This window comes from Orenia metallireducens (assembly GCF_001693735.1).
In the GTDB taxonomy this organism is placed as follows: Bacteria; Bacillota; Halanaerobiia; order Halobacteroidales; family Halobacteroidaceae; genus Orenia; species Orenia metallireducens.
The window spans coordinates 425,534-448,166 of sequence record NZ_LWDV01000010.1 but is presented as its reverse complement, the minus strand read 5'-3'; the positions used below and the strand labels follow the sequence as shown (position 1 = coordinate 448,166).

Annotated in this window: 21 protein-coding genes and 1 riboswitch; of the genes, 18 read left to right on the top strand and 3 right to left on the bottom strand. The window is 32.6% G+C overall.

What is annotated here, in order from left to right; all coding sequences use genetic code 11:
- Positions 1-72: 72 nt before the first annotated feature.
- The 4 genes from U472_RS14145 (at position 73) to U472_RS16420 (ending at position 4,439) form a co-directional block, all read left to right on the top strand.
- Complete coding sequence (locus U472_RS14145) at positions 73-1,791, top strand: HD domain-containing phosphohydrolase (protein WP_068719395.1); 1,719 nt, start codon at positions 73-75, stop codon at positions 1,789-1,791.
- A 175-nt stretch (positions 1,792-1,966) separates the two neighbouring features.
- The gene (locus tag U472_RS14140; RefSeq protein ID WP_083189928.1) at positions 1,967-2,689 is read left to right on the top strand and encodes a ZIP family metal transporter; all 723 of its coding nucleotides are present in this window, start codon (positions 1,967-1,969) and stop codon (positions 2,687-2,689) included.
- Positions 2,690-2,757: 68 nt separating this feature from the next.
- On the top strand, positions 2,758-3,447 hold the full coding sequence (locus tag U472_RS14135) for an LmeA family phospholipid-binding protein (RefSeq protein WP_068719394.1): 690 nt from the start codon (positions 2,758-2,760) through the stop codon (positions 3,445-3,447).
- A gap of 566 nt (positions 3,448-4,013) precedes the next feature.
- On the top strand, positions 4,014-4,439 hold the full coding sequence (locus U472_RS16420; RefSeq protein ID WP_245684831.1) for an MATE family efflux transporter: 426 nt from the start codon (positions 4,014-4,016) through the stop codon (positions 4,437-4,439).
- 282 nt (positions 4,440-4,721) lie between these two features.
- Here U472_RS16420 and U472_RS17765 read toward each other — a convergent pair whose 3' ends face one another.
- Positions 4,722-5,204, bottom strand: a complete 483-nt coding sequence (locus U472_RS17765) for a cyclodeaminase/cyclohydrolase family protein (RefSeq protein ID WP_425415784.1) — start codon at positions 5,202-5,204, stop codon at positions 4,722-4,724.
- Between the two features lie 215 nt (positions 5,205-5,419).
- Between U472_RS17765 and U472_RS14125 the strand changes: the two genes are divergently transcribed.
- From U472_RS14125 to U472_RS14060, 14 genes are all read left to right on the top strand, one after another.
- A complete protein-coding gene (locus tag U472_RS14125) occupies positions 5,420-5,605 on the top strand; it encodes a DUF362 domain-containing protein (RefSeq protein ID WP_068719392.1) in 186 nt (61 codons plus the stop codon).
- Between the two features lie 29 nt (positions 5,606-5,634).
- Positions 5,635-7,281: a hydroxylamine reductase gene (gene hcp, locus U472_RS14120; protein ID WP_068719391.1), complete on the top strand. Its 1,647-nt coding sequence runs from the start codon at positions 5,635-5,637 to the stop codon at positions 7,279-7,281.
- A gap of 71 nt (positions 7,282-7,352) precedes the next feature.
- Positions 7,353-7,844 carry a ferritin family protein gene (locus tag U472_RS14115; protein ID WP_068719390.1) on the top strand — a complete coding sequence of 164 codons (492 nt, stop codon included), beginning with the start codon at positions 7,353-7,355 and terminating at the stop codon, positions 7,842-7,844.
- A gap of 374 nt (positions 7,845-8,218) precedes the next feature.
- A complete protein-coding gene (locus U472_RS14110; RefSeq protein WP_068719389.1) occupies positions 8,219-10,063 on the top strand; it encodes a DUF5693 family protein in 1,845 nt (614 codons plus the stop codon).
- 196 nt (positions 10,064-10,259) lie between these two features.
- Entirely contained in the window at positions 10,260-11,351 is a 1,092-nt protein-coding gene (gene csaB / locus U472_RS14105) for a polysaccharide pyruvyl transferase CsaB (protein ID WP_068719388.1), read from the top strand.
- Positions 11,348-12,091 carry a WecB/TagA/CpsF family glycosyltransferase gene (locus U472_RS14100; protein WP_068719387.1) on the top strand — a complete coding sequence of 248 codons (744 nt, stop codon included), beginning with the start codon at positions 11,348-11,350 and terminating at the stop codon, positions 12,089-12,091. The genes csaB and U472_RS14100 overlap by 4 nt, the downstream gene beginning before the upstream one ends.
- Positions 12,092-12,106: 15 nt before the next feature.
- Positions 12,107-12,955, top strand: coding sequence for a YitT family protein (locus U472_RS14095; protein ID WP_068719386.1), 849 nt, complete (start codon positions 12,107-12,109; stop codon positions 12,953-12,955).
- 269 nt (positions 12,956-13,224) lie between these two features.
- Positions 13,225-13,899 (top strand): deoxyribose-phosphate aldolase, encoded by a 675-nt coding sequence (gene deoC / locus U472_RS14090; protein WP_068719385.1) that lies wholly within the window; start codon positions 13,225-13,227, stop codon positions 13,897-13,899.
- Between the two features lie 237 nt (positions 13,900-14,136).
- A complete protein-coding gene (locus U472_RS14085; RefSeq protein WP_068719384.1) occupies positions 14,137-14,292 on the top strand; it encodes a XapX domain-containing protein in 156 nt (51 codons plus the stop codon).
- 224 nt (positions 14,293-14,516) lie between these two features.
- Complete coding sequence (locus U472_RS14080) at positions 14,517-15,707, top strand: NupC/NupG family nucleoside CNT transporter (RefSeq protein ID WP_068719383.1); 1,191 nt, start codon at positions 14,517-14,519, stop codon at positions 15,705-15,707.
- Between the two features lie 496 nt (positions 15,708-16,203).
- The gene (locus U472_RS14075; protein WP_068719382.1) at positions 16,204-17,175 is read left to right on the top strand and encodes an ATP-dependent 6-phosphofructokinase; all 972 of its coding nucleotides are present in this window, start codon (positions 16,204-16,206) and stop codon (positions 17,173-17,175) included.
- 349 nt (positions 17,176-17,524) lie between these two features.
- Positions 17,525-17,614: riboswitch (cyclic di-GMP riboswitch) on the top strand.
- Positions 17,615-17,772: 158 nt separating this feature from the next.
- Positions 17,773-18,567: an acetolactate decarboxylase gene (gene budA / locus U472_RS14070; protein WP_068719381.1), complete on the top strand. Its 795-nt coding sequence runs from the start codon at positions 17,773-17,775 to the stop codon at positions 18,565-18,567.
- Between the two features lie 105 nt (positions 18,568-18,672).
- On the top strand, positions 18,673-19,743 hold the full coding sequence (locus U472_RS14065; RefSeq protein ID WP_068719380.1) for a DctP family TRAP transporter solute-binding subunit: 1,071 nt from the start codon (positions 18,673-18,675) through the stop codon (positions 19,741-19,743).
- Positions 19,744-19,834: 91 nt separating this feature from the next.
- Positions 19,835-21,709 carry a methyl-accepting chemotaxis protein gene (locus tag U472_RS14060; protein ID WP_068719379.1) on the top strand — a complete coding sequence of 625 codons (1,875 nt, stop codon included), beginning with the start codon at positions 19,835-19,837 and terminating at the stop codon, positions 21,707-21,709.
- Between the two features lie 70 nt (positions 21,710-21,779).
- On the opposite strand, the gene nrdD is transcribed toward U472_RS14060, so the two are convergent.
- Together nrdD and U472_RS14055 are read right to left on the bottom strand one after the other, a co-directional pair.
- Positions 21,780-21,923 (bottom strand): anaerobic ribonucleoside-triphosphate reductase, encoded by a 144-nt coding sequence (gene nrdD / locus U472_RS16590; RefSeq protein ID WP_141677998.1) that lies wholly within the window; start codon positions 21,921-21,923, stop codon positions 21,780-21,782.
- A gap of 16 nt (positions 21,924-21,939) precedes the next feature.
- Entirely contained in the window at positions 21,940-22,632 is a 693-nt protein-coding gene (locus U472_RS14055) for an anaerobic ribonucleoside-triphosphate reductase activating protein (protein WP_068719378.1), read from the bottom strand.
- Position 22,633 lies beyond the last annotated feature (1 nt).

Sequence of the window (22,633 nt, the reverse complement as noted above, 5' to 3'; positions counted from 1 at the left end):
TTTATAGAGAATATATGATATAATATTCAGTAGAATAAAATAAAAGTATTTTTACTATAAATGAGGTGACCTATGAGTAGATATATAATAGAGATTGTAGTTGTTCTTTTATTTGTGATGGTAAACCACTCTTTTTTTTCTGGAGAAATTGTGTTGGGTGTAGAGAGTATAGAAGAACTACTATTTTCGAATAATATAAGTACACAAATAGGTGACATATATAGATTTTATTTAGAGAATGAGAGATTATTTAACATTATGATAAATTTGATGTTTATGATTAATCTAGTATTATCCTTATTTTTAATTAAGTTTTATAAATCTTATAGAGAAACTTCAAAAGATAAAGAAGATTTAATTAAAAAATTAAAAGGTCAAAATGTTTTGTTAGAGGATATAAAGATACATGTTTGGACCTTTAAGGATAAAGAAACTTACGGTTTAGTAAATAAAGCTCATGCAGAATTTATAGGCAAGAGTAAAGAAGAAATAGAAGATTCTAATATTTATAATATTTATACTAAAGAGGAAGCTAAGAGGTCTATTAATCATAATAGGAGAGTGTTTAGAGAGAAGGTAGAGATTTATACAGAGGAAATATTTAAAGATAAGAATGGTCAAGATAGGATATTAGCTGTAACTAGAACTCCAAAGTTAGATAATCAAGGAAAAATAGAGTACCTTATCTGTTCTGCCTCTGATATTACAGCTCATAAGATGACAGAAGAAAAGATTAGGAATATGACTTATTATGATTCCTTAACTGGGGCATATAATAGAGGATATTATGAATACATTCTACCTAAGTTAGATAGAGAAGAGAACTTTCCATTAAGTATAATTGTGGCTGATTTAAATGGTTTAAAGCTAGCCAATGATGTCTTTGGTCATGAAGCAGGAGATAAGCTTTTAAAGACATCAGCTAGAATTTTAAAAGAATCTATTAGAGGTCATGATATAGTTATTCGTTGGGGAGGAGATGAATTCTGCGCTTTTCTTCCTAATACTAGTGAGGCAGAGGCTAAAGTAATTATTGAAAGAATTCAGAGAAACTGTTTGGAATTAGATTTAGCACCTTTTCCTCCAAATGTTGCTTTAGGAACGGCTACTAAATATAGTTTTTCAGATAAAATTGAAGATGTATTTAATAAGGCTGAGAATATGATGTATAAGCGAAAATCAGAAGAGAAGAACAATATTAATAACCCTATTTTAGCGTCCTTGATAGAACGATTTTTAAATAACGGATATGAGGAAGAAGAACATCTTATTAGAGTTAGAGAGCTTTCTCTTAAGTTTGCTAATAAGTTGGGATTATCTGAGAATTTAACTAATAAGTTATTTTTACTAGCGGAGTTTCATGATATAGGTAGATTGACAGTTTCATCGGGAATTTTGCACAAGAGAGGTGAGTTAAATAGAGAAGATTTAGATGAATTAGACAAGCATATTGAAGCTGGTTATAATATAGCTAAGAACTTTAAAATTTTAAATCCAATTTCTGAACTGATTCTTTATCATCATGAGAATTGGGATGGTAGTGGGTATCCGATAGGATTAAAGGGAAAGGAGATACCATTGCTATCAAGGGTTCTAAGAATTATTGATGCTTATGATATAATGATTAATGGTAGGCCTTATAGGCAAGCAGTCTCTAAAGAAGAAGCAATTAGAGTATTACAAGAAGGAGCAGGAATTAAGTATGATCCTGAGCTTGTTAGTCAATTTATAGAGTTGGTAGAAGATAATCAAGAAGTTAGAGGGGATAAATGGAAAGAGATAGCTGAATAGAATAAAAAAAACCCTATTTAGATGTAACGTTACATCTAAATAGGGTTTTTTAAATCAACTCTAATCTGCTTGCTAGCTAAGTATAACTATTATTCATCTCACATAAAAGTATATAAAGTATTTATCAATTTGGTTTACGAGTATATTTATTGATTCTTTGAGGTGAGGTGATAAGGTGAGTTCAATTATTATAACAACAGCCATTGGTCTATTAGCAGGGATGTTGGGAACGGGTTTGGGAGGGATTGTTACTTTTTTTTGGAGAAAGCCCACTAATAAATCGGTTAGTTTCTTATTAGGAATTGCAGGGGGGATTATGTTAGCTATTGTAATGGTTGATTTAGTCCCTGAGTCTATTCATCATAGTAGTTTAGCCTATGCAATTAGTGGATTGTTACTAGGATTTATCCTATTGAGTATAACCAGTAAATTTTTTAGAAAGTATATAAAAGGAGAAGAGTATATTCATACAGGGGTATTGCTGGGTTTAGGTATCTCTATGCATAATTTTCCAGAAGGCTTAGCTATTGGAGCAGGTTATATTGCTACAGCAGAGTTGGGTTTTGGGTTGGCAATAGTTATGGCATTTCATAACTTTCCTGAAGGTTTATCGATGGCAACTCCAATGAATGTAGGTGGGTGGAGCCCTATCAGAATCTTGATAGCCACACTACTACCTGGGATACCAATGGGAATTGGTGCTTTTTGTGGGTCCTTGATAGGTTATATCTCTCCAGAATTCTTATCGGTTACTTTAGGATTTGCAGGGGGAGGGATGTTATATCTGACCTTATTTGAATTGATACCTAGTTCTTATAATTTTGATTATGGTTTAGATGCAACTTTAGGAATAATAGTAGGATTAGGGACGGGAGTGGTGTTGACATTTTTATTTTAAATTAACTGATATTGATAATATTATAGATTAAGAAATTTTTAATCCAATATACAGCTGGGGGTGAAAATATGAGAAATTTTAAGGTGCTCTTGATTATTTTTATTCTATTAATATTGGCATTTATGCAATTTTACTTACCAGAATCAATTTCTCAAAGATTGAGTAGTACTTTAAGAGAAGAAGTTGATAAGAGTGATAGATTAGAGGTAGATATTGATTCTTTTCCTGCTATAGAGTTATTGATAGGTAGAGTAGATAATTTGGAGATTAGTGCAGATAATCTTATTATAGATTCATTACCAATCAATAAATTTGAAGGGGAATTTAAGGATTTAAAGGTTAAGAAGATAGAGGGTCAATGGCAGGTAACAGAAGGGAAAAATACTTATCTCAATTTGAAGGTATTAGAAAAAGCGTTGAACCAATATCTTGTTAGTAGAGAGGAACTGAATATATTTGATAAATTTAAGATGGAGCTTTTAAAGAATAAAGTGATGATGACTGGGGATATACAATTTTTTAATGCCAATGTCAATATTCAACTAGCAGGTAATTTTGTAGTTAAAGATAAAGATACTATTGTCTTCAATTCTGATGAATTAGCAGTAGAAAATATTATTATCCCTAAAAGTTTGATTGAACAGATTAAGGATAAGTTACAATTTGAGATTGATTTTGCTGATCTACCCTTTCCCGTTGAGATTCAACAGGTCAATTTAGAGGAGGATAGCTTAAAGATTTTGGGAGAAAATAGGTAGAAGATTAGAATAGGTGATAAGTGAACAGTGGCGAGAAAGAGAAGTATGCTAGTTACTTGTAACTGTTCACTAGTTACTGTAATACAACTTTACTTTAGTTAAATATTATTATAAAGTTGGATTACTATAGACGATCGAGTGAAGGTTTGAAACAATTCCTATATAATATAATTTGTAACTAAGAGTTTCGCTTAAACCTCTATAATATACTTTTGAAATTTGTTTGTTGATAAAGATTACTTCTAATTAATAAGATTTACTGAAATTTTAATTTTAATATAACAAATATAAGTAACTTCGAAAAATTAATTATAAGAAGATAATAAACTATAAGATAGAAGGGATAATATGGAGAAGAGAAAAAATTTTTATCAACTGGCAGGACCTATTTTTGTTGAAATTCTATTATTTATGCTAAGATATCTTTATGTTAAGTCAATTTAATGATAGGGCTGCTGGTGCTGTAGTTGCATCTAATCAGATAATTGCTAATCTAAATTTGATATTTGCAATAATTTCGGCAGGGAAGCAGTACTAGTAGCACAGAAAATGTTGGGGCAAATGAAATAGAGCAGGCTTATGAGACTAGAATTAAGAATTTTAAAATTTCTATGGTCTTTACAGAAGTAAGTAGTATATTTATCTTCTTTTTCGGAAGATATCTCATGGGAGTTTATACAGACAACTCTCAAATTATACTATTAGGTATATCAGTTTTGATGATAGGTGCCTTTCTAGAACCAAGAAGAAACTTTAATGTTGTACTTATTAATAGTTTAAGAGGGGCAGGAGATGGTATATTTCCTGTAGTAATGGCAATTATCTCTACTTGGGGAGTTGCAGTCTTAGGTGGGTACTTTTTTGGAGTAGTCCTGGGCTATGGACTTCCTGGTATTTGGATTGGAATGACCTGTGATGAATGGATTAGAGGAATCTATATGTTAGCTAGATGGCATAGTAGAAAGTGGACTAAGAAATCAATAGTAGGATAAAGAGTAAGAAGACCTTGTATAAATTATTAATGTGACCTATATCATACTAATTTTGTATAATCTATATTATAATTAATTTGGTGATTTAATTACAAGATAGAGTGATTATAATATTACTTAGAAATTTATCAGAGGTATTATTTAATAAAGAAGTAATAGAATATATTGCTTAAGTTTATAAATTCTATTTTTAGATATTACTTAACATAGTTAGCAATTCTAGACTCCCTTGTTTGTTTTTAAATATATTTTAAAAATAGTAGCTGATCTCAGCTACTATTTTTATTTTAACAATTTATTTAGTTCTTCAATCTCTTCTTTTATCTGCTGTATATAATCATCAGTAGTGAAGAATTGATAATTAGATTCGATAATAGCTATTGCTCCTTTAATACTTGCTCTTAAATTGAAGATAGCAACTTGATAGTCTGCTTTGACACTTTTTTTGACATTAGCTCTGATTTCAGTTGCTAGTTCAAGGGCTAATGCTGAATTTTTAGCTATCTCTAAAGGGGTATTTATTATCTCTTTTAAACTCTCTTTGTCTTTAAATTGTTTCTGCTGATTGAGCTTAAAGGCTTGAACATCTGCATCTATACTTTTAAGAAGATTCTTCTCTAATTCTTCTAAATCGATCGATAGACTGCTGACCTTAGAGACTAATTGAAGTAAAGATACTCCTAATAGGGCAGTAGTAGCAATCGTTGATCCTCCAGCTGGAATAGGCTCTTCTGTACTAGCAAGTAATTGGCTGAACTCTTGAATAGACTTCTTTATAATAATCTTAATTACCTCCCCATATATATTCTGTAAAGTTAATTATATAATAGCTTAATAGATGAGTAAACAGATAATCATTATTTTTGGTAAATTATCACGCTAAATGTGAGTTATATCATATAAGTCTATATTTAATAGAGTTATAATAGGATTAAGAAGAGTGGAATTTAGATTATCTTTATACATAAGGAGGAGATAGAATGTCTTATCCTGTAGTTGATAAAGAAGAGTGTATTGCTTGTGGAGTCTGTGAAGGGGTTTGCCCTGCAGATCCTAACGTTTTTAAGGTTGAAGATGTATCTAATGTTGTTAATCCAGATAGTTGTATTGCTTGTGAGGCTTGTGTGAACAATTGTCCAGTTTTATGTATTAAGCTGGAAGACTAAATATAATTAACTTATAGGAGGGATTTTTAATGTCAATGTTCTGTTATCAATGTCAAGAAGCATCAGGAGGAAAAGGTTGTACAGTCAGAGGTGTCTGTGGTAAGACTGATACTACAGCAAACCTACAAGATTTGTTAATCTATTTGCTTAAAGGAATTTCAGTTTATAGTACAAAGGCTAAAGAACTTGGAGTTGAAACTCCACAGGTAGATACCTTTGTAATGGAAAGCTTATTTATGACAATTACTAATGCCAACTTCGATAATGATGCTTTTGTAGAGCAGATTAAAGAGGCTTTAGAGTTAAGAGATGAGATTAAGGCTAAAGCTGAAGCAGCAGGTGCAGAGTTTGCTGACCTATATGAAGGAGCTACTTGGACAGGAACAGAAGAAGAGTTTTCAGCTAAGGCTAAAGAGGTTGGAGTCTTACAGACAGATAATGAAGATGTAAGGTCTTTAAGAGAACTGATTACTTATGGTGTTAAAGGATTGGCTGCTTATACAGAGCATGCTTATAATCTAGGATATGAAAACCAAGAGATTTATGACTTTATGCAAAAGGCATTGGCTGCAATCACTGATGATAGTTTGACAGCTGATGATTTAGTAGCATTGACTTTAGAGACTGGTAAGTTTGGTGTAGAAGGTATGGCTCAACTAGATAAAGCTAATACAGAGACTTATGGTAACCCAGAAATTACAGAAGTAAATATCGGAACTAGAAATAATCCAGCTATCCTAATTAGTGGTCATGACTTAAAGGATATAGAGCAGTTACTAGAGCAGACAGAAGGAACTGGAGTAGATGTTTATACTCACTCTGAGATGTTACCAGCTCACTATTATCCAGCATTTAAGAAATATGAGCACTTTGTAGGTAACTATGGTAATGCATGGTGGAAGCAGAAAGAAGAGTTTGAGAACTTCAATGGACCAATTTTATTTACAACTAACTGTATAGTGCCACCAAAAGGTAATGCTAGTTATAAAGATAAAATCTTTACAACAGGTGCTGCTGGACTAGATGGAGCAACTCATATCGAAGCTGATGAGAATGGAAAGAAAGATTTCACTGAAATTATTGAGTTAGCTAAAAAATGTGATGCACCTCAAGAGATTGAAAATGGAAAGATTGTAGGTGGATTTGCCCATAATCAGGTATTAGCATTAGCTGATAAGGTTGTAGATGCAGTTAAATCTGGTGCTATTAAACGATTCTTTGTAATGGCTGGTTGTGATGGAAGAATGAATAGTAGAGATTACTATACTGAATTTGCTAGAGAGTTACCAGAGGATACAATAATTCTAACAGCAGGCTGTGCTAAGTATAGGTATAATAAGCTTGACTTAGGTGATATTGGAGGAATTCCTAGAGTGTTGGATGCAGGACAATGTAATGACTCTTACTCCTTAGCAGTGATTGCAATGAAGCTACAAGAGGTATTTGAGCTAGATGATATCAATGAACTACCTATCTCATATAATATCGCTTGGTATGAACAGAAGGCTGTAATTGTATTATTAGCTCTATTATACCTAGGGGTTAAGAATATCCACTTAGGACCGACATTACCAGCATTCTTATCAGAGAATGTAGCCAATGTCTTAGTTGAGAACTTTGGTATCGGAGGAATTACTGAAGTAGCAGAAGATATTGAAATGTTCATGCAAGGTTAATTTCTATAAATAATCTGAAGCCTATTCCTTTGGGATAGGCTTCTTAATAATAATTAGAGAGGTGTTTTTTAATGAATATCTATGACTTTGCCCTTGATTTTGAGAGAGAGAATAAGGACTATTATGAAGAATGTGCTGAGCAGACAAGAGATAGCAATTTAAAGAGAATCTTTAATTATTTGGCTAAAGAAGAGAGAAGACATGAAGAGATTGTTAAGAAATTAAAACAAGAAGAGGAAGTTGCTAAGATAGAGTCTGATATCTTGCCTAAAGCTAAAGAGGTCTTTAAAGAGATAGCTAAGAATATTTCTGTCAATAGTGAGAAGCCAGTTCAAGAGGATGTTAACCTTTATAGAAAGGCTGTAGAGATGGAACGAAGCAGCTACAACTTCTACAAAGAGAAAGCTGAAAAAGTTGATATTTCTAAGATTAAAGAAGCCTTTTTAAAATTAGCAAAAGAAGAGAAACGCCATGAAATTATTATGGATAATATTGTAGAGCATCTAGAGAGACCTCTAAATTGGATTGAAGATGCAGAGTTTAATCATTTAGATGAATATTAAGATTTAAAGTTGGATATATTTTGATACTGTTGAAAGGTTTAAAAGCGAAAAAAATTAAATGATTAGCCACGGCACCCTAAAGGAGATTATTTTATTGACTGAAGAAGTAGTCTTGGGCTGTAAAAAATTAATTAAAAAGATAATCATTTGATTTTAATTTGTGAAAATCCGTGTATATCTGTGGCAAAAATGCGTTTTAAATTTATTTTTAGAGTTGCTAATCTCTTTATTTATGAAGATTTATGTAGATTCGTGGCTAAAAATTATTTGAGCTATTCTTTAATAACTTCAATTAGAATAATTAACCTTAAAGATTCTCATCCTAATTATAAGGATGAGTTTTTTTATTTATCATACACAAATGGGGGATTCTAATGAAGAGGTTCCTAAGTTTAATTGTCATAGTTGGGTTACTTTTTGCTATATTTTTAATTACTAAGAGGCATCAAGTGGAGAGTACTAATAGAGATGTAGAATTAGTGATGGATTATAGCTTATTAGCAGAGAAAGAACAGGTTGATTTATTGATCAAGCTTAAAGAGTTGGGAGTTAATTCAGTAGCATTTGAACAAGAAAGTTTAAGGACTTTGGATACTAAGAATAGAATAACCTATTATTCAGGTAGAGAGCTTAATTTTCTTAGTAAATTTATATCTCAAGATAAAGATTTTGATATAGATAATTTATATATTACGGGAGACAATAAACTGTTATTAAGGCTTAAAGACCTATTAGTTATGAAGTTAGGGGAAGGTAGAGTTGAGCAGAGTGGTGATTTTTTAGTAATCTCTGATTGGGAAGATAAGTATTTAGATACTCCCCTTTATTTTGATACTGAAGTAATGGCTAAGCTAAAGGGGTTAAGATTTAATCTAGTCCCTCGTGTAGCTGCTAATAATTCAGTTAAAGATTTTCGAGAGATGATTAATAGATTGCCTGATTTTGAAAAGGTAATCTTCAGTGGAGATAATGTAGTTGGGTATCCAGAAGAGATTAAAGAGACAGCTAAAGCTTTAAAGGAGAATGGGATGACTTTAGGTGTAATTGAACCTTTTATTGCTTATCAGTTAGGTGCAAATCAGTTGGCTAGAAGGATTAATCTAAATGCTGTTAGGGTACACAGTTTACAGCAAGAGGAATTAGCAAAGTTGGGTGTAGAGAAGACTACTGACCGTTACTTCAAGGCAGTTTATGAGAGGAATGTCAGAGTTCTATATTTAAAGCCCTTTGATGAAAGAGAAGATACCATCAAATTTATCAAAGTATTAGCAGAAAAACTGCATAAATTTGGTTACCACTTAGAAACAGCAAAGCCCTTTAGACATATGAATAATAACGAAGGGTTAAAGCTGATTGTTGCAGTATCTATAATAGCTATAATCAGCCTAGTATTAACTTTATGGAGTCCAAAGTTGGCTTATCTCTGCTTTGGTTTGGGAACATTAGTTTTAGTTACACTTTATTCTTTTAATTCTCAGTTGATCTTGGAACTGATGGCTTTAAAATCTGCAATTATCTTTCCACTAATTACTTTTATTTATCTAGTAAATTCAATTAAAGGTAATAATACTTTAATTAATACCTATAACCTCTTTATACAGGGGATTACAATAACTCTGTGTGGAGGAGTTTTGATAGAAGGGCTGTTAGCAGATAGGGAGTATCTATTACAGGTTTCACAATTTAGAGGGATAAAATTGGCTTTTTTACTTCCTTTAATTTTGAGTACAGTCTATTATTTATATTTTGAATATGGTAGCTTAGGGGATTTAAAGAAGGATATAAACAAGTTACTTACAAGAAAGATAAGTATACAGGATGTAATTATAATTTCTACCTTAATAATTGGAGGAATTATTTACTTGATTAGAACTGGTAATAATCCAATAATCCCAGTGACTGGGTTAGAGTTGCAACTTAGAGCTTTATTAGAAGATATCTTGGTGATCAGACCTAGGTTTAAGAGTTTTTTACTGGGACACCCCTTGTTGATTTTGGGCATTTATCTATCCTTTAAAGAGCAACAATATTTATGGTTGCTATTATTAGGATTGATTGGACAGATTACTATTTTGAATACCTTCTCCCACCTTCACACTCCTTTTATTATCTCTTTGATTAGGGTATTGATTGGAGTGGGATTAGGAGGAGTTATTGGGGGAGGTTTGATTGGCATAGTCAAATTAATCTCAAGATATAGGGGTAAGTCTTTATTTTAGTTTGATTTGAAGCTATAGTTTAATGAGTATAGTAGGACACTTTTACACCTCACCCCCTAGCCCCCTCTCCTTAATAATGAGAGGGGGAACTGTGTCTCCCTTCTCTTAATCTTAGGAGAAGGGTCGGGGATGAGGTGTTAGGTTTTGAACTTAACTATCAACTATACACTATCAACTCACAAAGGGAAGTGAGCCAATGAAAAGAATAATCTTATCTGGATATTATGGATTTAAGAATGCAGGCGATGAGGCTATTTTAGCGGCTTTAATTGATAATTTTAAGAACAGTAGAGCTGATATCGAGATTATCGTACTTTCATCAAATCCAGAGTGGACAAGGTCAGTACATGGGGTTAAGGCTATCAGTAGGACAAGCAGTACAGGGTTAATTCGTTATCTTAAAGGTGCAGATTTATTGATTAGTGGTGGGGGTAGTTTGTTGCAGGATGTAACCAGTAATAAAACCATTCCCTATTATTTAGGGGTTATCCTCTTAGCTAAAATCTTTAAAGTTCCAGTCTTCTTCTGTGCTCAAGGTGTTGGTCCGATTAATAATATTTTCAATCGCCGTTTAGTTAAAGCTATTTTAAATAGAGTCAATTTAATCACTGTACGAGATGTAGAGTCTAAAGAATTGTTAGAGGAGATAGGGATAAGAGAAGATATACATTTAACAGCTGACCCTGTCTTTGCTCTTCCAAAATCAAATCAAGAGCGAGTAAAAGATATCCTTAAGATAGAAGGAATTAAGGCTAAAGAGAATATACTTGGTATTTCATTAAGACCATGGCAGGATAATAGCTATTTAAAGCAGATGGCTGAAATTTTAGATGGATTAAAGGAGAGATTGGATATTAATATTTTGTTTATTCCCTTCCATTATCCTGTTGATGTAGAGGTTAGCAGAAGGGTGGCTGAGTTAATGAAGAATAAAACAGAGATAATTACTAATAGTTATACTCCTCAAGAGGTATTAGGACTGATAGGAGAGGTTGATATGTTATTAGGTGTAAGGTTACATTCATTAATCTTTGCTGCTTTAAATAGAGTTCCCCTTATTGGAATCTCATATGATCCTAAAATCGATAGTTTTCTCAACAGATTGGAATTATCAGCATTAGCTAAGATTGATAATTTAGATATCTCCGAAGTCATAGGTGAAATAATCGGAATTTGGAGTAGAAAGGAAGAATTACAGAGGGTAATAAAGAAAAAAATTAATAATTTAGAAGGACTAGCACGACAGAATATAGAACTATCATTAGGGATTCTAGGTGATAATTCATGAGAGATAGAGTAGATATTTTAGGAGTATTGGTAGACAGAGTTGCTCAAAAGGAGGCACTAAATAGAGTCAAATCCTTTATAGATTCTCAGAATAGCCATATAATAGTTACTCCTAATGCCGAGATGATTGTTAGAGCACACCAAGATGAAGAGTTAAAAAGGATTCTCAACTCTGCTGATTTGGTTATTCCTGATGGAACTGGGGTAGTGTTGGCTTCTAAGCTATTAGGAGACCCTTTAGCAGAAAGGGTTACTGGGATTGATTTGGTAAAGGATTTACTAGAGATTGGAAGTAAAGTAGGCTATAATTTTTACTTCTTAGGTGGTGCACCAAAAGTAGCTCAAGAGGCTAAAACCAAGGTTAAAGAGAAGTATCCCAACTTAAATATTAGAACCCATCATGGTTATTTAGATAGAGAATCAGAAACTAAAGTCTTAGAGGAGTTAGAAAATAATAGAGTGGATATACTCTTAGTAGGTATGGGCGTTCCTTTACAGGAGAAGTGGTTGTACAAACATCTAGCCAATTTAAAGGTTCCAGTGGGTATTGGAGTTGGAGGTACCTTTGATATCTTAGCTGGTAAAAAAAAGCGTGCTCCAAAGGTGATGCAGAATTTTCACTTAGAATGGCTATATAGATTATTACAGGAGCCTAAAAGGTTGGCTAGAATGTCGGCATTACCCCAATTTATCTATGAAGTATTGCAAGAGAAGCTTAAAAAATTAAATAAGTTAAAGTAAGTAAGGGTGTTGATGATGAGAAAACAGACGATATATGATTATTTTTGGATTACAATCGGGTCAATAATTACAGCAGCAGGGCTAGTAATGTTCTTAATTCCTAATAAGATTGCAGCTGGAGGGGTAAGTGGACTCTCTACAGTTATCTATTACCTCTTTGGTTTGCCTGTAGGGATGGTCAGTTTGGCTATCAATATTCCCCTCTTTATCATAGGGGTTAAGGAGATGGGGGCTAAATTTGGGATTAGAACCCTTTATGGAATCTTTCTACTCTCTTTTGGGATAGATTTGTTGAACCCTTACCTACCAGTCTTAACCCATGATCCCTTATTGGCATCCATTTATGGTGGGGGAGTAAGTGGTTTGGGTCTTGGACTGGTATTTAGGTCTAAAGGGACTACTGGAGGAACTGATTTAGTAGCCCAATTGATCAATAAATTTACTGGAATTAGTGTAGGTAAAAGCTTAATGATTATAGACTTCTGTGTTATTGCGCTAGCAGGAATAGTTTTTAATGCAGAAATTGCTCTTTATGCCTTTATTGCTATGATGATTACTGGTAAAGCAATTGATATAGTACAAGAAGGATTAAAGATTTCTAAGGGTACTTTTATTATCTCAGACTATTCAGAAGAGATTAGAAAGAATATTTTGGAGAAGATGGACCGTGGAGTTACCATTTTAAAGGGAAAGGGTGGTTTTACTGAGCATAATAAGGATGTCTTACTCTGTATTATCAGCCGTTCAGAGGTCTCTGATTTAAAGAGATTGGTACATAATATCGATAAGAATGCATTTGTAATTATTACTGAAGTTCATGAGGTGTTGGGAGAAGGATTTAATGAGAATGCTTTTAGAGAGTGAGATGTAGTGACGAGCGATGAGCGACAAGTAACAAGTAACTTATTTCTGATTACTTATTGTGCTAGTGGATAGGCTAATCTAATAGAAGGACAGCTCGAAATTTTTTAGTTGACAGTCTTAAAGTAAAAGTTTTGTTTTATACATATTAAATGATAAGTTTCAATATATCCAATTTGGATATATTGAAGATAAAATACATTGAAAAATAACTATTAGTATGATATTATTTAATTGTCAGACGTCATACAATATATATAGGGGGAGAAGAAATGGATAATAAAGAGTTAGCAGCTATGATTGACCATACTATATTGAATGCTGATGCCTTAGATAAAGATGTTAAATTAAGATGCCAAGAGGCTTTAGAATATGGGTTTGCTTCCGTTTGTGTTAATCCTTCTTTTGTTTCTTTAGTTAATAAAGAATTAAAAGGCAGTAAAGTAAAGGTTTGTACAGTAATTGGCTTCCCATTAGGTGAGACTACAACAGAGACTAAGATTTTTGAGACTAGAAATGCAATCAAAAATGGTGCTGATGAAATTGATATGGTAATCAATATTGGTGCGATTAAATCAGGTGCATGGGATATTGTCAAGGACGATATTAAAGCAGTTGTAGAGGCTGCTAAAGGAAATGCAATAGTTAAAGTAATTATTGAAACTTGTTATTTAACTAAAGAAGAGAAGGTCAAAGCTTGTCAAATAGCTAAAGAGGTAGGAGCAGATTTTGTTAAGACGTCTACTGGATTTGGAACTGCTGGAGCAACTGTAGAAGATATCAAATTAATGAAAGAGACTGTTGGTCCAGATATGGGAGTTAAAGCATCTGGTGGAATAAGAAGCAAAGATGATGCTTTGAAGATGATTGAAGCAGGAGCAACTAGAATTGGAGCTAGCTCTGGAGTTGCCATTGTAACTGGTAGCATAGGAACAAGTGATTACTAAAATTAAATAACATAATAAATAAAAGGTGATATCCTAGGATATCACCTTTTATTTATTAATTTTTCAAAATTCTTGACAAAGTTAATTGAATATATTAAACTTATATTGTAAGATGTCAGACGACTTACCTTTATCATTTTTTAATAATTAAGTTGTTATAGGTAAGTTTTTTATTTTAACTTGCTTGTTTAAGTAAGTGGGTGGGAGAGGGAAACCAAATAAGAGGGAGGCAACACAATGAATCAAGTTCTAATCTCTACATTATGTGGAGTGTTAGTAGGAGCTTTATTCTCTTTCTTAAAGTTACCTGCACCAGCTCCGCCTAATTTAGCAGGAGTTATGGGTGTTGTAGGTGTCTATTTAGGTTTAGTATTAAGTAAAAGTTTATTTTAGTAAATTAAAAAATAATATTATAAGAGTATAGATTAAGACTAAGGAGATTTTACTTTGATGTAAAGGTATGGCTTAAGAGGTTAGACGTCTAATAAGATAATAGTTATTGTAGTGGCTATATCATCTTAGCTAAAGATTAGACTTATAAGCTGGCGTCTAATAATCAATAACTATTAATAAGCCTCTAATTTACTATTTAAATATAAACTAAGGAGGCTATTAATATGTCAAGGTTAATTGGTGTAGTTGGTATGTTTGTTCTAATTGGGATCGCTTATCTGATTTCTGAAGATAGAAAGAAGATTGATATACGTCCAGTAATTGGTGGTCTATTATTACAATTGGCATTTGCTTTTACAATTCTCAAGTTACCTATCGGGAAGGTAGTTTTCCAAAAGTTAAGTGATTTTATTGCTACAATTCTAGGATTTTCGACCAAGGGTGCTGAATTCTTATTTGGCTCTTTAATGAGCACAGGTTTTAGTTTTGCACTCTCTGTTATCCCTACAATTATCTTCTTCTCATCACTTATGTCTGTATTATACTACCTAGGAGCTATCCAAAGGGTAGTAGAATTTATGGCTAAGGTTATGAAGAAGGTAATGAACTTAAGTGGTGCAGAATCATTATCTGCAGCAGCAAATGTCTTCGTTGGGCAGACAGAGGCTCCATTGGTCGTTAAGAGATTCGTACCAAATATGACCCGTTCTGAGTTGATGGCGTTAATGTCAGGTGGTATGGCTACTGTAGCTGGTGGTGTAATGGCAGGATATATTGGAATGGGAATTGATGCTGGATATCTATTGGCTGCTAGTATCATGTCAGCTCCAGCTGCTTTGATGATGGCTAAGATTGTTGTACCAGAGACAAAAGAATCAGTTACTTCTGGAGAGATGAAGGTAGATATTGAAGTAAATAATGCTAACATAATTGATGCTGCTGCTGAAGGAGCAAGTGAAGGTTTGAAATTAGCATTGAATGTAGCTGCTATGTTACTTGCTTTTGTATCAATTATTGCCTTAATTAACTATCCATTAAGCTATCTTGGTACAAGTCTAGAGCAGATCTTAGGTTATATCTTTGCACCATTATCCTTAGTAATGGGTGTTCCTATGGCTGAAATTACTGAAGTAGGAAGCTTATTAGGACAGAAGATGGCATTAAATGAGTTTGTAGCTTATACTCAATTGGCTGAAATGATTAAAGAAGGATTATTATCCCACAAAGCTGAATTAATTGCTACCTTTGCATTATGTGGATTTTCTAACTTCTCATCGATCGCTATCCAAATCGGTGGATTAGGAAGCTTAGCTCCAGAAAGAAGAGGAGAGTTGGCACAATTGGGTGTAAGATCATTAGTGGCGGGTTCCTTAGCAACGTATATGACAGCTACAATTGCGGGGATTTTAATGTAATAGAATAGATTATTTGGAGGGAACGGTATGTACCGTTTCCTCTTTTGATATAGACTATAAATAAATTGTTTTAGGTTTTATAATATGAGTATATTGCGATATTTTTACTTTTGAAAAGCAAGCCAAATCTTAGGTTTCGTCTAAGGGCGAGTTTCTTTTGGCATTGCCCCAAAAGAAACTAAAAGGTCTAGAAAAAAATGTACCTATGGGTTCATCCTTAGAACCCTCCGTGGCAAAGCCCACTCACTCCACAATCAATATTTGTTTAGATTAATAAATATAAGAGTCCTACTTCAACGATTACACCGTTACTATTATTCCTTGAGAATATTTGCTTCGTTCAAACAGCAATTTTTTTCGGTTTTAAAAACATTAATTATCTACTATCAATTTAGAAAAATTATTGTAATATTTATTATACTAAGCTTTAGTTTAAACTCTAGAGATTAAGCATAAAAAAATAGATAAAGGTAAAATTAAATTTAGGAGGTGCCTTATGAAAAAGATTGGTGTGTTAACAAGTGGTGGTGATGCTCCAGGGATGAATGCTACCTTGCGAGCTGTGGTGAAGGCGGGCACATATCATAATTTAGAGGTTTTAGGAATCGAGGCTGGCTATATAGGTCTGCTAGAGAATAGATTTAGAAAACTAGATATATTAGATGTAGAAGAGATCGTTAGTTATGGTGGAACTATAATCAAGACCGGAAGAACTAAAGAGTTTCAAAGTGAGGTAGGTTTTAAGAAAGCATTAGCTAATATTAAGAGTTTAGAGCTAGATGGATTGGTGGTTATCGGTGGTAATGGTTCGATGAAGGGAGCACAAAAGTTAGTAGATGCAGGAGTTAAGGTGATAGGAGTTCCTGGAACTATTGATAATGACATTACTGGGACAGATTATGCTATTGGCTTTGATACTGCTTGTAATATTGTAACTAATACAGTCGATAGAATTTTAGATACAGCTACATCTCTAGTAGGGGATACTCCTCGAGTTTTTGTAATTGAGGTGATGGGTCGTAATTCTGGAGAGATTGCAATAACTTCTACTTTAGCAGGAAGTGTAGATGCATTATTAATTCCTGAGCAGGAGGTAGATTATGATGAGATTACTAATAATTTGAAGAGAAAGTTTGAAATGGGCAAGAATTATGGAATCATTCTGATGGCTGAAGGTGTAGGTAAGGTAGATGATATTAGCAGAGAGTTAGAGATGCGCTTAGGCTTTAAAGTTAGGGAAACTTTATTAGGTCATCAGCAACGTGGTGGGCGGCCAACAGCTTTTGATAGAGTGTTGGCAAGTAAGTTAGGAGCAGAAGCGGTTAATCAATTGGTCAAAGGAGAAAATGCTAAGATGGTAGGGGTTAGAAATAACGTGGTAGAAGCAGTAGACTTAGAAGTTGTAAATAGTGAGCAGAAGAAGTTTAATGACAAGAATTATACATTGACTAAGATGATTTGTTATTAAGATTGATAGAAAAAGTATAGTAGAATATCTTTATCTTGAGAGAATTAAAATTCTAAATAAGCTTAAGATGGTTTCTATAATATAGAAACCATCTTAATTTAATTTTTTGATAAAAATATTCCGTTAAAATTTAGTGTTTTTAGGTTATTATTAGTAAAATTATTTATTTTTATCAGATAACTAAAATAAAAACAAAAATTTAATAAAATAAAATTTAAACCATTAAATTAGTTTATTGTCTTGATTTGGTATATTATACATGGTATAATTTTAATATAATATAAAATATGTATTGATTTAATCGTTTTATCTATTATTGATGGTGTAAAAATATAATATATTTCTATTATTCCCGAAACGGCACACTTATTGAAAGATAAGGTCGCAAAGTTTTTGAGTCTAAGGTACAATCTTGTACTAAGATCGTCAGACTATCGAAAGAATAGTGAATAGAAAAGTAAACAGTTCTATTCCTTTCATTAAGAGGGTTAGGACTTTTATTTTTTGTTATGCTGAAAAAAGAATCTTCAGCATATTTAATAAAATTTTTAAATAATTATTCAAGAGATTATACTTAGAGAGGGAGATGGGATATCTATGAAAATTATTAAAAAAAGCAGTTTGTATTTAGTAGCTAGTGTTCTGTTGGTAATAGGCCTAAGTTTAACTAGTTATGCTCAGATTGAGGGTCAAGATACTTTATTTCAAATTTCAACAATCGATGCTTTATTGCAAGGACTATATGATGGAGATATTACTACTGGTCAATTGTTAGACCATGGTAACTTTGGTCTTGGAACTTTCCATGCTTTAGATGGAGAGATGGTGATTTTAGATGGTGTGGCTTATCAAGTAAAATCCACTGGAGAAGTAAAAGAGGTTTCAGATATTGTCAAAACTCCCTTTGCTGTAACTACATATTTTGAAGAAGATAAAAAGGCTGTATTTAAGGGAATAAAGGATATTGAGGAGCTTAAAGAAGAATTAACAGAATTGTTACCAAGCAAGAATATATTCTATGCTGTCAAAATTGAAGGAGAATTTAAACATGTAAAGACTCGTAGTGTTCCTAAGCAGAGCAAACCATATCCAAAGTTAGCTGAAATAGCTGCTACACAGCCAACCTTTGATTTTTATAATGCCAAGGGTACATTAGTTGGTTTTTGGTCTCCTTATTATGTTAATGGAATTAATGTTCCTAAATTTCATTTACATTTCATTACTGAAGACCGTACAGGTGGGGGACATGTACTTGAGTGCCAGTTAAAGCGTGGAGAAGTTCAAATTGATTATTCATCAGGCTTCCAATTAATCTTACCTCATAGCGAAGCATTTAGAAATATAAAGTTAAATGAACAATCTGGAAATGATTTAGGAGATGTTGAAGAGTAGATCTCAATTTTAAATTTAATTAGCTTCCTCTTTTAGAGGAAGCTTCTTTAATAATTATATGTAATTAAATTTTATAAAAAATATGTTTTAAGGAGGAAGGATAAATTGAAGAAAAAATTATCAATTTTATTGGTTTTGGCATTGGTACTATTTGCTCATATTTCAGTAGTATCTGCAGCTCAATTTAAAGATGAATATAAGCTTAGTGTAGTTGTTGGTCCAGGTTTTCCTTGGGGAGCTGGAGCAGAAAAATTTGTTGAATTGGTAGAAGATAGAACAGCAGGGAAGGTAAAGATCAAACCTTATTTTGGTGGAAAGCTATTTGCTGGAAAGCAAACTAATGAATTTGCAATGTTACAGCAAGGACAAATAGATATGGCTATATCATCAACTATTAACTGGTCCTCTCAGGTTAAGGAGTTAAATGTCTTTTCTCTGCCTTTTATGTATCAAGGTTATGATGAGATTGATGCTATTTATAATGGTAAGACAGGAGCATATATTTTAAATTTATTAGAAGAGAAAGGTGTTAAGGCGTTTGGTTGGGGAGAAAATGGATTTCGTGAGATTACTAATAGTAAAAGACCAATTACAAGCCCTGATGACTTGAAAGGACTTAGGGTTAGAGTTGTTGGAACACCTATCTTTTTTGATACCTATAATGCTTTAGGTGCAAGACCAATAAGTATGCCTTGGGGGTCAGCAATTAATGGATTTAAGCAAGGTGTAGTTGATGGTCAAGAAAACCCATTATTAGGTGTAGAGATTCCAGTTGAGATCTGGAATTATCATAGTTATATTACTTTATGGCATTATCTATTTGATCCCTTAGTAATTGGTATTAATAAAGAGGTTTGGGATAGTTTTGATAGTAAGACTCAAGAAATTATTGAAAAATCCGCTGAAGAAGCCTTAGAATATGAACAGATGTTAGCAAGGATGGGGCTTGATGATGGTACCGCATTAAATTATTTAAAAGAAAATAATGAAGAAAAGTTATTTTCTTTTGAAGATCCTATAAAATTTATTGAAAGCAAAGGAATGAATGTTAGTATCTTATCTTCAGAACAATATCAAGCATTTAAAGATAAGACACAGCCAGTAAGGGATAAATGGAGAAAAATAATTGGAGAAGAGTTATATCAAATTTTACTAGAAGATTTAGAAAAAAAATAATTATCAATATATAAGAGGTTTCTTTTTCTTATTAGTCTAGAAGGAAACCTCTTATATGATATTTAGGTAATAGAAGGAGGGAGTATTGCACATGAAATTAAAGAAATTAAAGAAATTAAAGAAATTAAACCTAAAGAATAATCTATCCTTCAAAGCTGTAGGAATTATAGTAGCTATATTAGTAGCTTCATTTTTAATCCTAGGATTAATAGTGAATAACTCTGTATCAAAGGAGCTAACTAAATTAGCTCAAGAAAAGAATGAGGAGAAAGCAGATGGATTAAAAAATCAAATAGAATCTTTCTTTAATAGAAACGCAGAAATAATAAAGTTGATCTCCCACCAAGACTCTGTTAAATATGCAAACGAATGGGCAGTAAAAGATTTATTTAAAAATTTGAAAGAAGATTACCCCTATTTTGTAAGGTTATACCTTGCTACAAACTTTGGTCAAAATTATTTTTATCCTGAAGACCAAAGACTAAATATCTCTAATAAGGGCTGGTATCAAGAGATTAAAGATAGAAAAGATATTATGTGGACTGATCTTCATTTAGATAAAGATATAAATAAGCCACTAATTACTTTAGTAGCTCCAGTAATTAATGATAATGGTGACTTTATAGGGGTTTTAGGTGTAGATATGTTATTAACCTCTATTCAGGAAATGGTAACTAATAAGTCAAATGGTCTAAGCTATGCTTATGTTATAGACAAAGATAATAGGATTATTGCTCACCCAAATAAAGAAATGGTTGAGGAAGGTTATGATGTGGGGCAGATAATAGATATGAATATCGTTAAGGCTAAAGAAAGAGGAAGTATTGGGTATTCATTTAAAGATAGAAAGGTAATGGGTTCTTATGTGTCATTACCTGTAATTGATGGAGTTATATTTGCCCAGGATTTAGTTGAAAAGGTTTATGAAAGTAAAGATAAGATTGGTAGAAAAATTTTAATAGTAGATATAGTTGTGCTAATTTTGGTAGCTATATTTATTTCCACCTTTATAAAGAGATATTTATTAGATTTTATTTCTCAGTTAATTGGGGTTATGAAGAAAGTAGCTAAAGGAGATTTGCAAGTAAGTATTGATTTTGAACGGAATGATGAAATAGGAGAACTAGCAAATGAATTTAATTCTATGGTTTATAATTTAAAGAAGATTGTGATAGATGTCTTGGAGGCTGCTAGTGATATTTCATCAACTAGTGAGGAATTATCTGCTTCTAGTCAAGAAGGTAATGCTACTATAGAGAATACTAGACAAATTATATCTGAAATATCAACAAGTATACAACAAATTTCTAGTAGTGTACAAGAGGTAACTTCTTTTTCTCAAGAAACTAGTTCCAAGACTGAAATAGGGAGTCGTAATATTAGAGATACAGTAAGTAGTATGAAAGAAATCAATCAAGTAGTAGAAGATACAGTAGAGGTTATTAATCAGCTAGATAATGATTCACAGATGATTGAGAAGGTTGTAGACTTAATTAATAATATAGCTGAACAGACTAACTTACTAGCACTTAATGCATCTATTGAAGCAGCTAGAGCTGGAGAGTATGGACGAGGTTTTGCAGTAGTAGCAGATGAGATTAGAGAGTTAGCAATAGAGACTAATAATGCAACATCTGACATTTCTAATTTAGTAGGAGAAATAAAGGGTAAGTCTGAATCTGCTTTAAAAGCTATTAATCAGGTTGAATTAAAAACTAAAAATGGACAAGCTACTATAGAGAGCACTGGAGAACTGTTTAAAGAGATTGAAGATTCTAGTGAGAATACATTTAATCATCTTCAACAGACAGCTGCTTCTAGTCAGGTTTTAGCAGATAATAGCGAAGAAATTATAAATATTACTGATGATATCAGTAATATGTCTGCAGAGGTTACCTATTCTTCACAAGAATTGGCTAATATGGCCCAGAAGTTACATGAATTAGTTGATAAATTTCAAATTTAAGCAGAAGTTTTTAATATCTTTATAAATAAAACCAAGCGGGAATGAAAATTCCCGCTTGGTTTTATTTATATTACTTAGCTTCCTTTAATGCTCTGTCATAGGTCTTTCTGTCTACCCATTCCTCTTTCTTCCCTTTATTCCACTGACTTACAGGTGTTAAGAATCCAACTACACGAGAATAAACCTCACATTTTTGACGTTTTTTATTTTGCATAGTCTGTCACCTCCTTTTAATTACGGATCTCTACTTTAGCCACATAAGGGGAGACTATCTCTTTAAATCTATTTAATTTATCAGGGGGGAAGGAACTTAGCTCTTTTAATTTTTCATCCAAAGTATTTATCGGTCTAAAGTTTTGAATAAAATAAAGTTTTGCCCCAGAGATTAATTTACCAATATCTTCAAATTCTTCCTCTGTATGTAGAGTAGGGACTACTGTAGTTCTAAACTCATAATCTATATTTGAATTTTTAATTAAGTCGATACTTTTCTTAACTTTATCTAAATCACACTGACCAGTTACTTTAGAGTATTTTTTCAGAGATGATTTGATATCCATTGCTATATAATCTAATAGATTCTCTTCAATCAACTCTGTAAGGATATCAGGGTTACTCCCGTTTGTATCAAGCTTGACCTTTAATCCTTTAGCTTTAAGCTCTCTGATAAAGTCTATCAGCCCTGTTTGTAGAGTAGGTTCTCCCCCAGTAATAGAGACCCCATCGATTAACTTCTTTCTCTTCTTTATAAAGCTCCAGAAATCTTCTAAAGTTAGATAAGAAGATTCCTGAAAGCTATTATCAATCAATGATGAATTGTGACAATAAGGGCATCTATAGTTACATCCTTGAGTAAATACTACAGTAGCAATATGCTCAGGATAATCGATTAAACTTGTCCGTTGCAATCCTGCTATCTTCATC

Bases quoted from the DNA above. Each gene is read 5' to 3' on its own strand.
- budA (WP_068719381.1), top strand. From the start codon at position 17,773: ATGAAAATTATTAAAAAAAGCAGTTTGTATTTAGTAGCTAGTGTTCTG.
- U472_RS14110 (WP_068719389.1), top strand. From the start codon at position 8,219: ATGAAGAGGTTCCTAAGTTTAATTGTCATAGTTGGGTTACTTTTTGCT.
- U472_RS14080 (WP_068719383.1), top strand. From the start codon at position 14,517: ATGTCAAGGTTAATTGGTGTAGTTGGTATGTTTGTTCTAATTGGGATC.
- deoC (WP_068719385.1), top strand. From the start codon at position 13,225: ATGGATAATAAAGAGTTAGCAGCTATGATTGACCATACTATATTGAAT.
- U472_RS14060 (WP_068719379.1), top strand. From the start codon at position 19,835: ATGAAATTAAAGAAATTAAAGAAATTAAAGAAATTAAACCTAAAGAAT.
- U472_RS14135 (WP_068719394.1), top strand. From the start codon at position 2,758: ATGAGAAATTTTAAGGTGCTCTTGATTATTTTTATTCTATTAATATTG.
- U472_RS14095 (WP_068719386.1), top strand. From the start codon at position 12,107: ATGAGAAAACAGACGATATATGATTATTTTTGGATTACAATCGGGTCA.
- U472_RS14115 (WP_068719390.1), top strand. From the start codon at position 7,353: ATGAATATCTATGACTTTGCCCTTGATTTTGAGAGAGAGAATAAGGAC.
- U472_RS14100 (WP_068719387.1), top strand. From the start codon at position 11,348: ATGAGAGATAGAGTAGATATTTTAGGAGTATTGGTAGACAGAGTTGCT.
- U472_RS14055 (WP_068719378.1), bottom strand. From the start codon at position 22,632: ATGAAGATAGCAGGATTGCAACGGACAAGTTTAATCGATTATCCTGAG.
- U472_RS14085 (WP_068719384.1), top strand. From the start codon at position 14,137: ATGAATCAAGTTCTAATCTCTACATTATGTGGAGTGTTAGTAGGAGCT.
- U472_RS14145 (WP_068719395.1), top strand. From the start codon at position 73: ATGAGTAGATATATAATAGAGATTGTAGTTGTTCTTTTATTTGTGATG.
- nrdD (WP_141677998.1), bottom strand. From the start codon at position 21,923: ATGCAAAATAAAAAACGTCAAAAATGTGAGGTTTATTCTCGTGTAGTT.
- csaB (WP_068719388.1), top strand. From the start codon at position 10,260: ATGAAAAGAATAATCTTATCTGGATATTATGGATTTAAGAATGCAGGC.
- hcp (WP_068719391.1), top strand. From the start codon at position 5,635: ATGTCAATGTTCTGTTATCAATGTCAAGAAGCATCAGGAGGAAAAGGT.
- U472_RS14125 (WP_068719392.1), top strand. From the start codon at position 5,420: ATGTCTTATCCTGTAGTTGATAAAGAAGAGTGTATTGCTTGTGGAGTC.
- U472_RS14075 (WP_068719382.1), top strand. From the start codon at position 16,204: ATGAAAAAGATTGGTGTGTTAACAAGTGGTGGTGATGCTCCAGGGATG.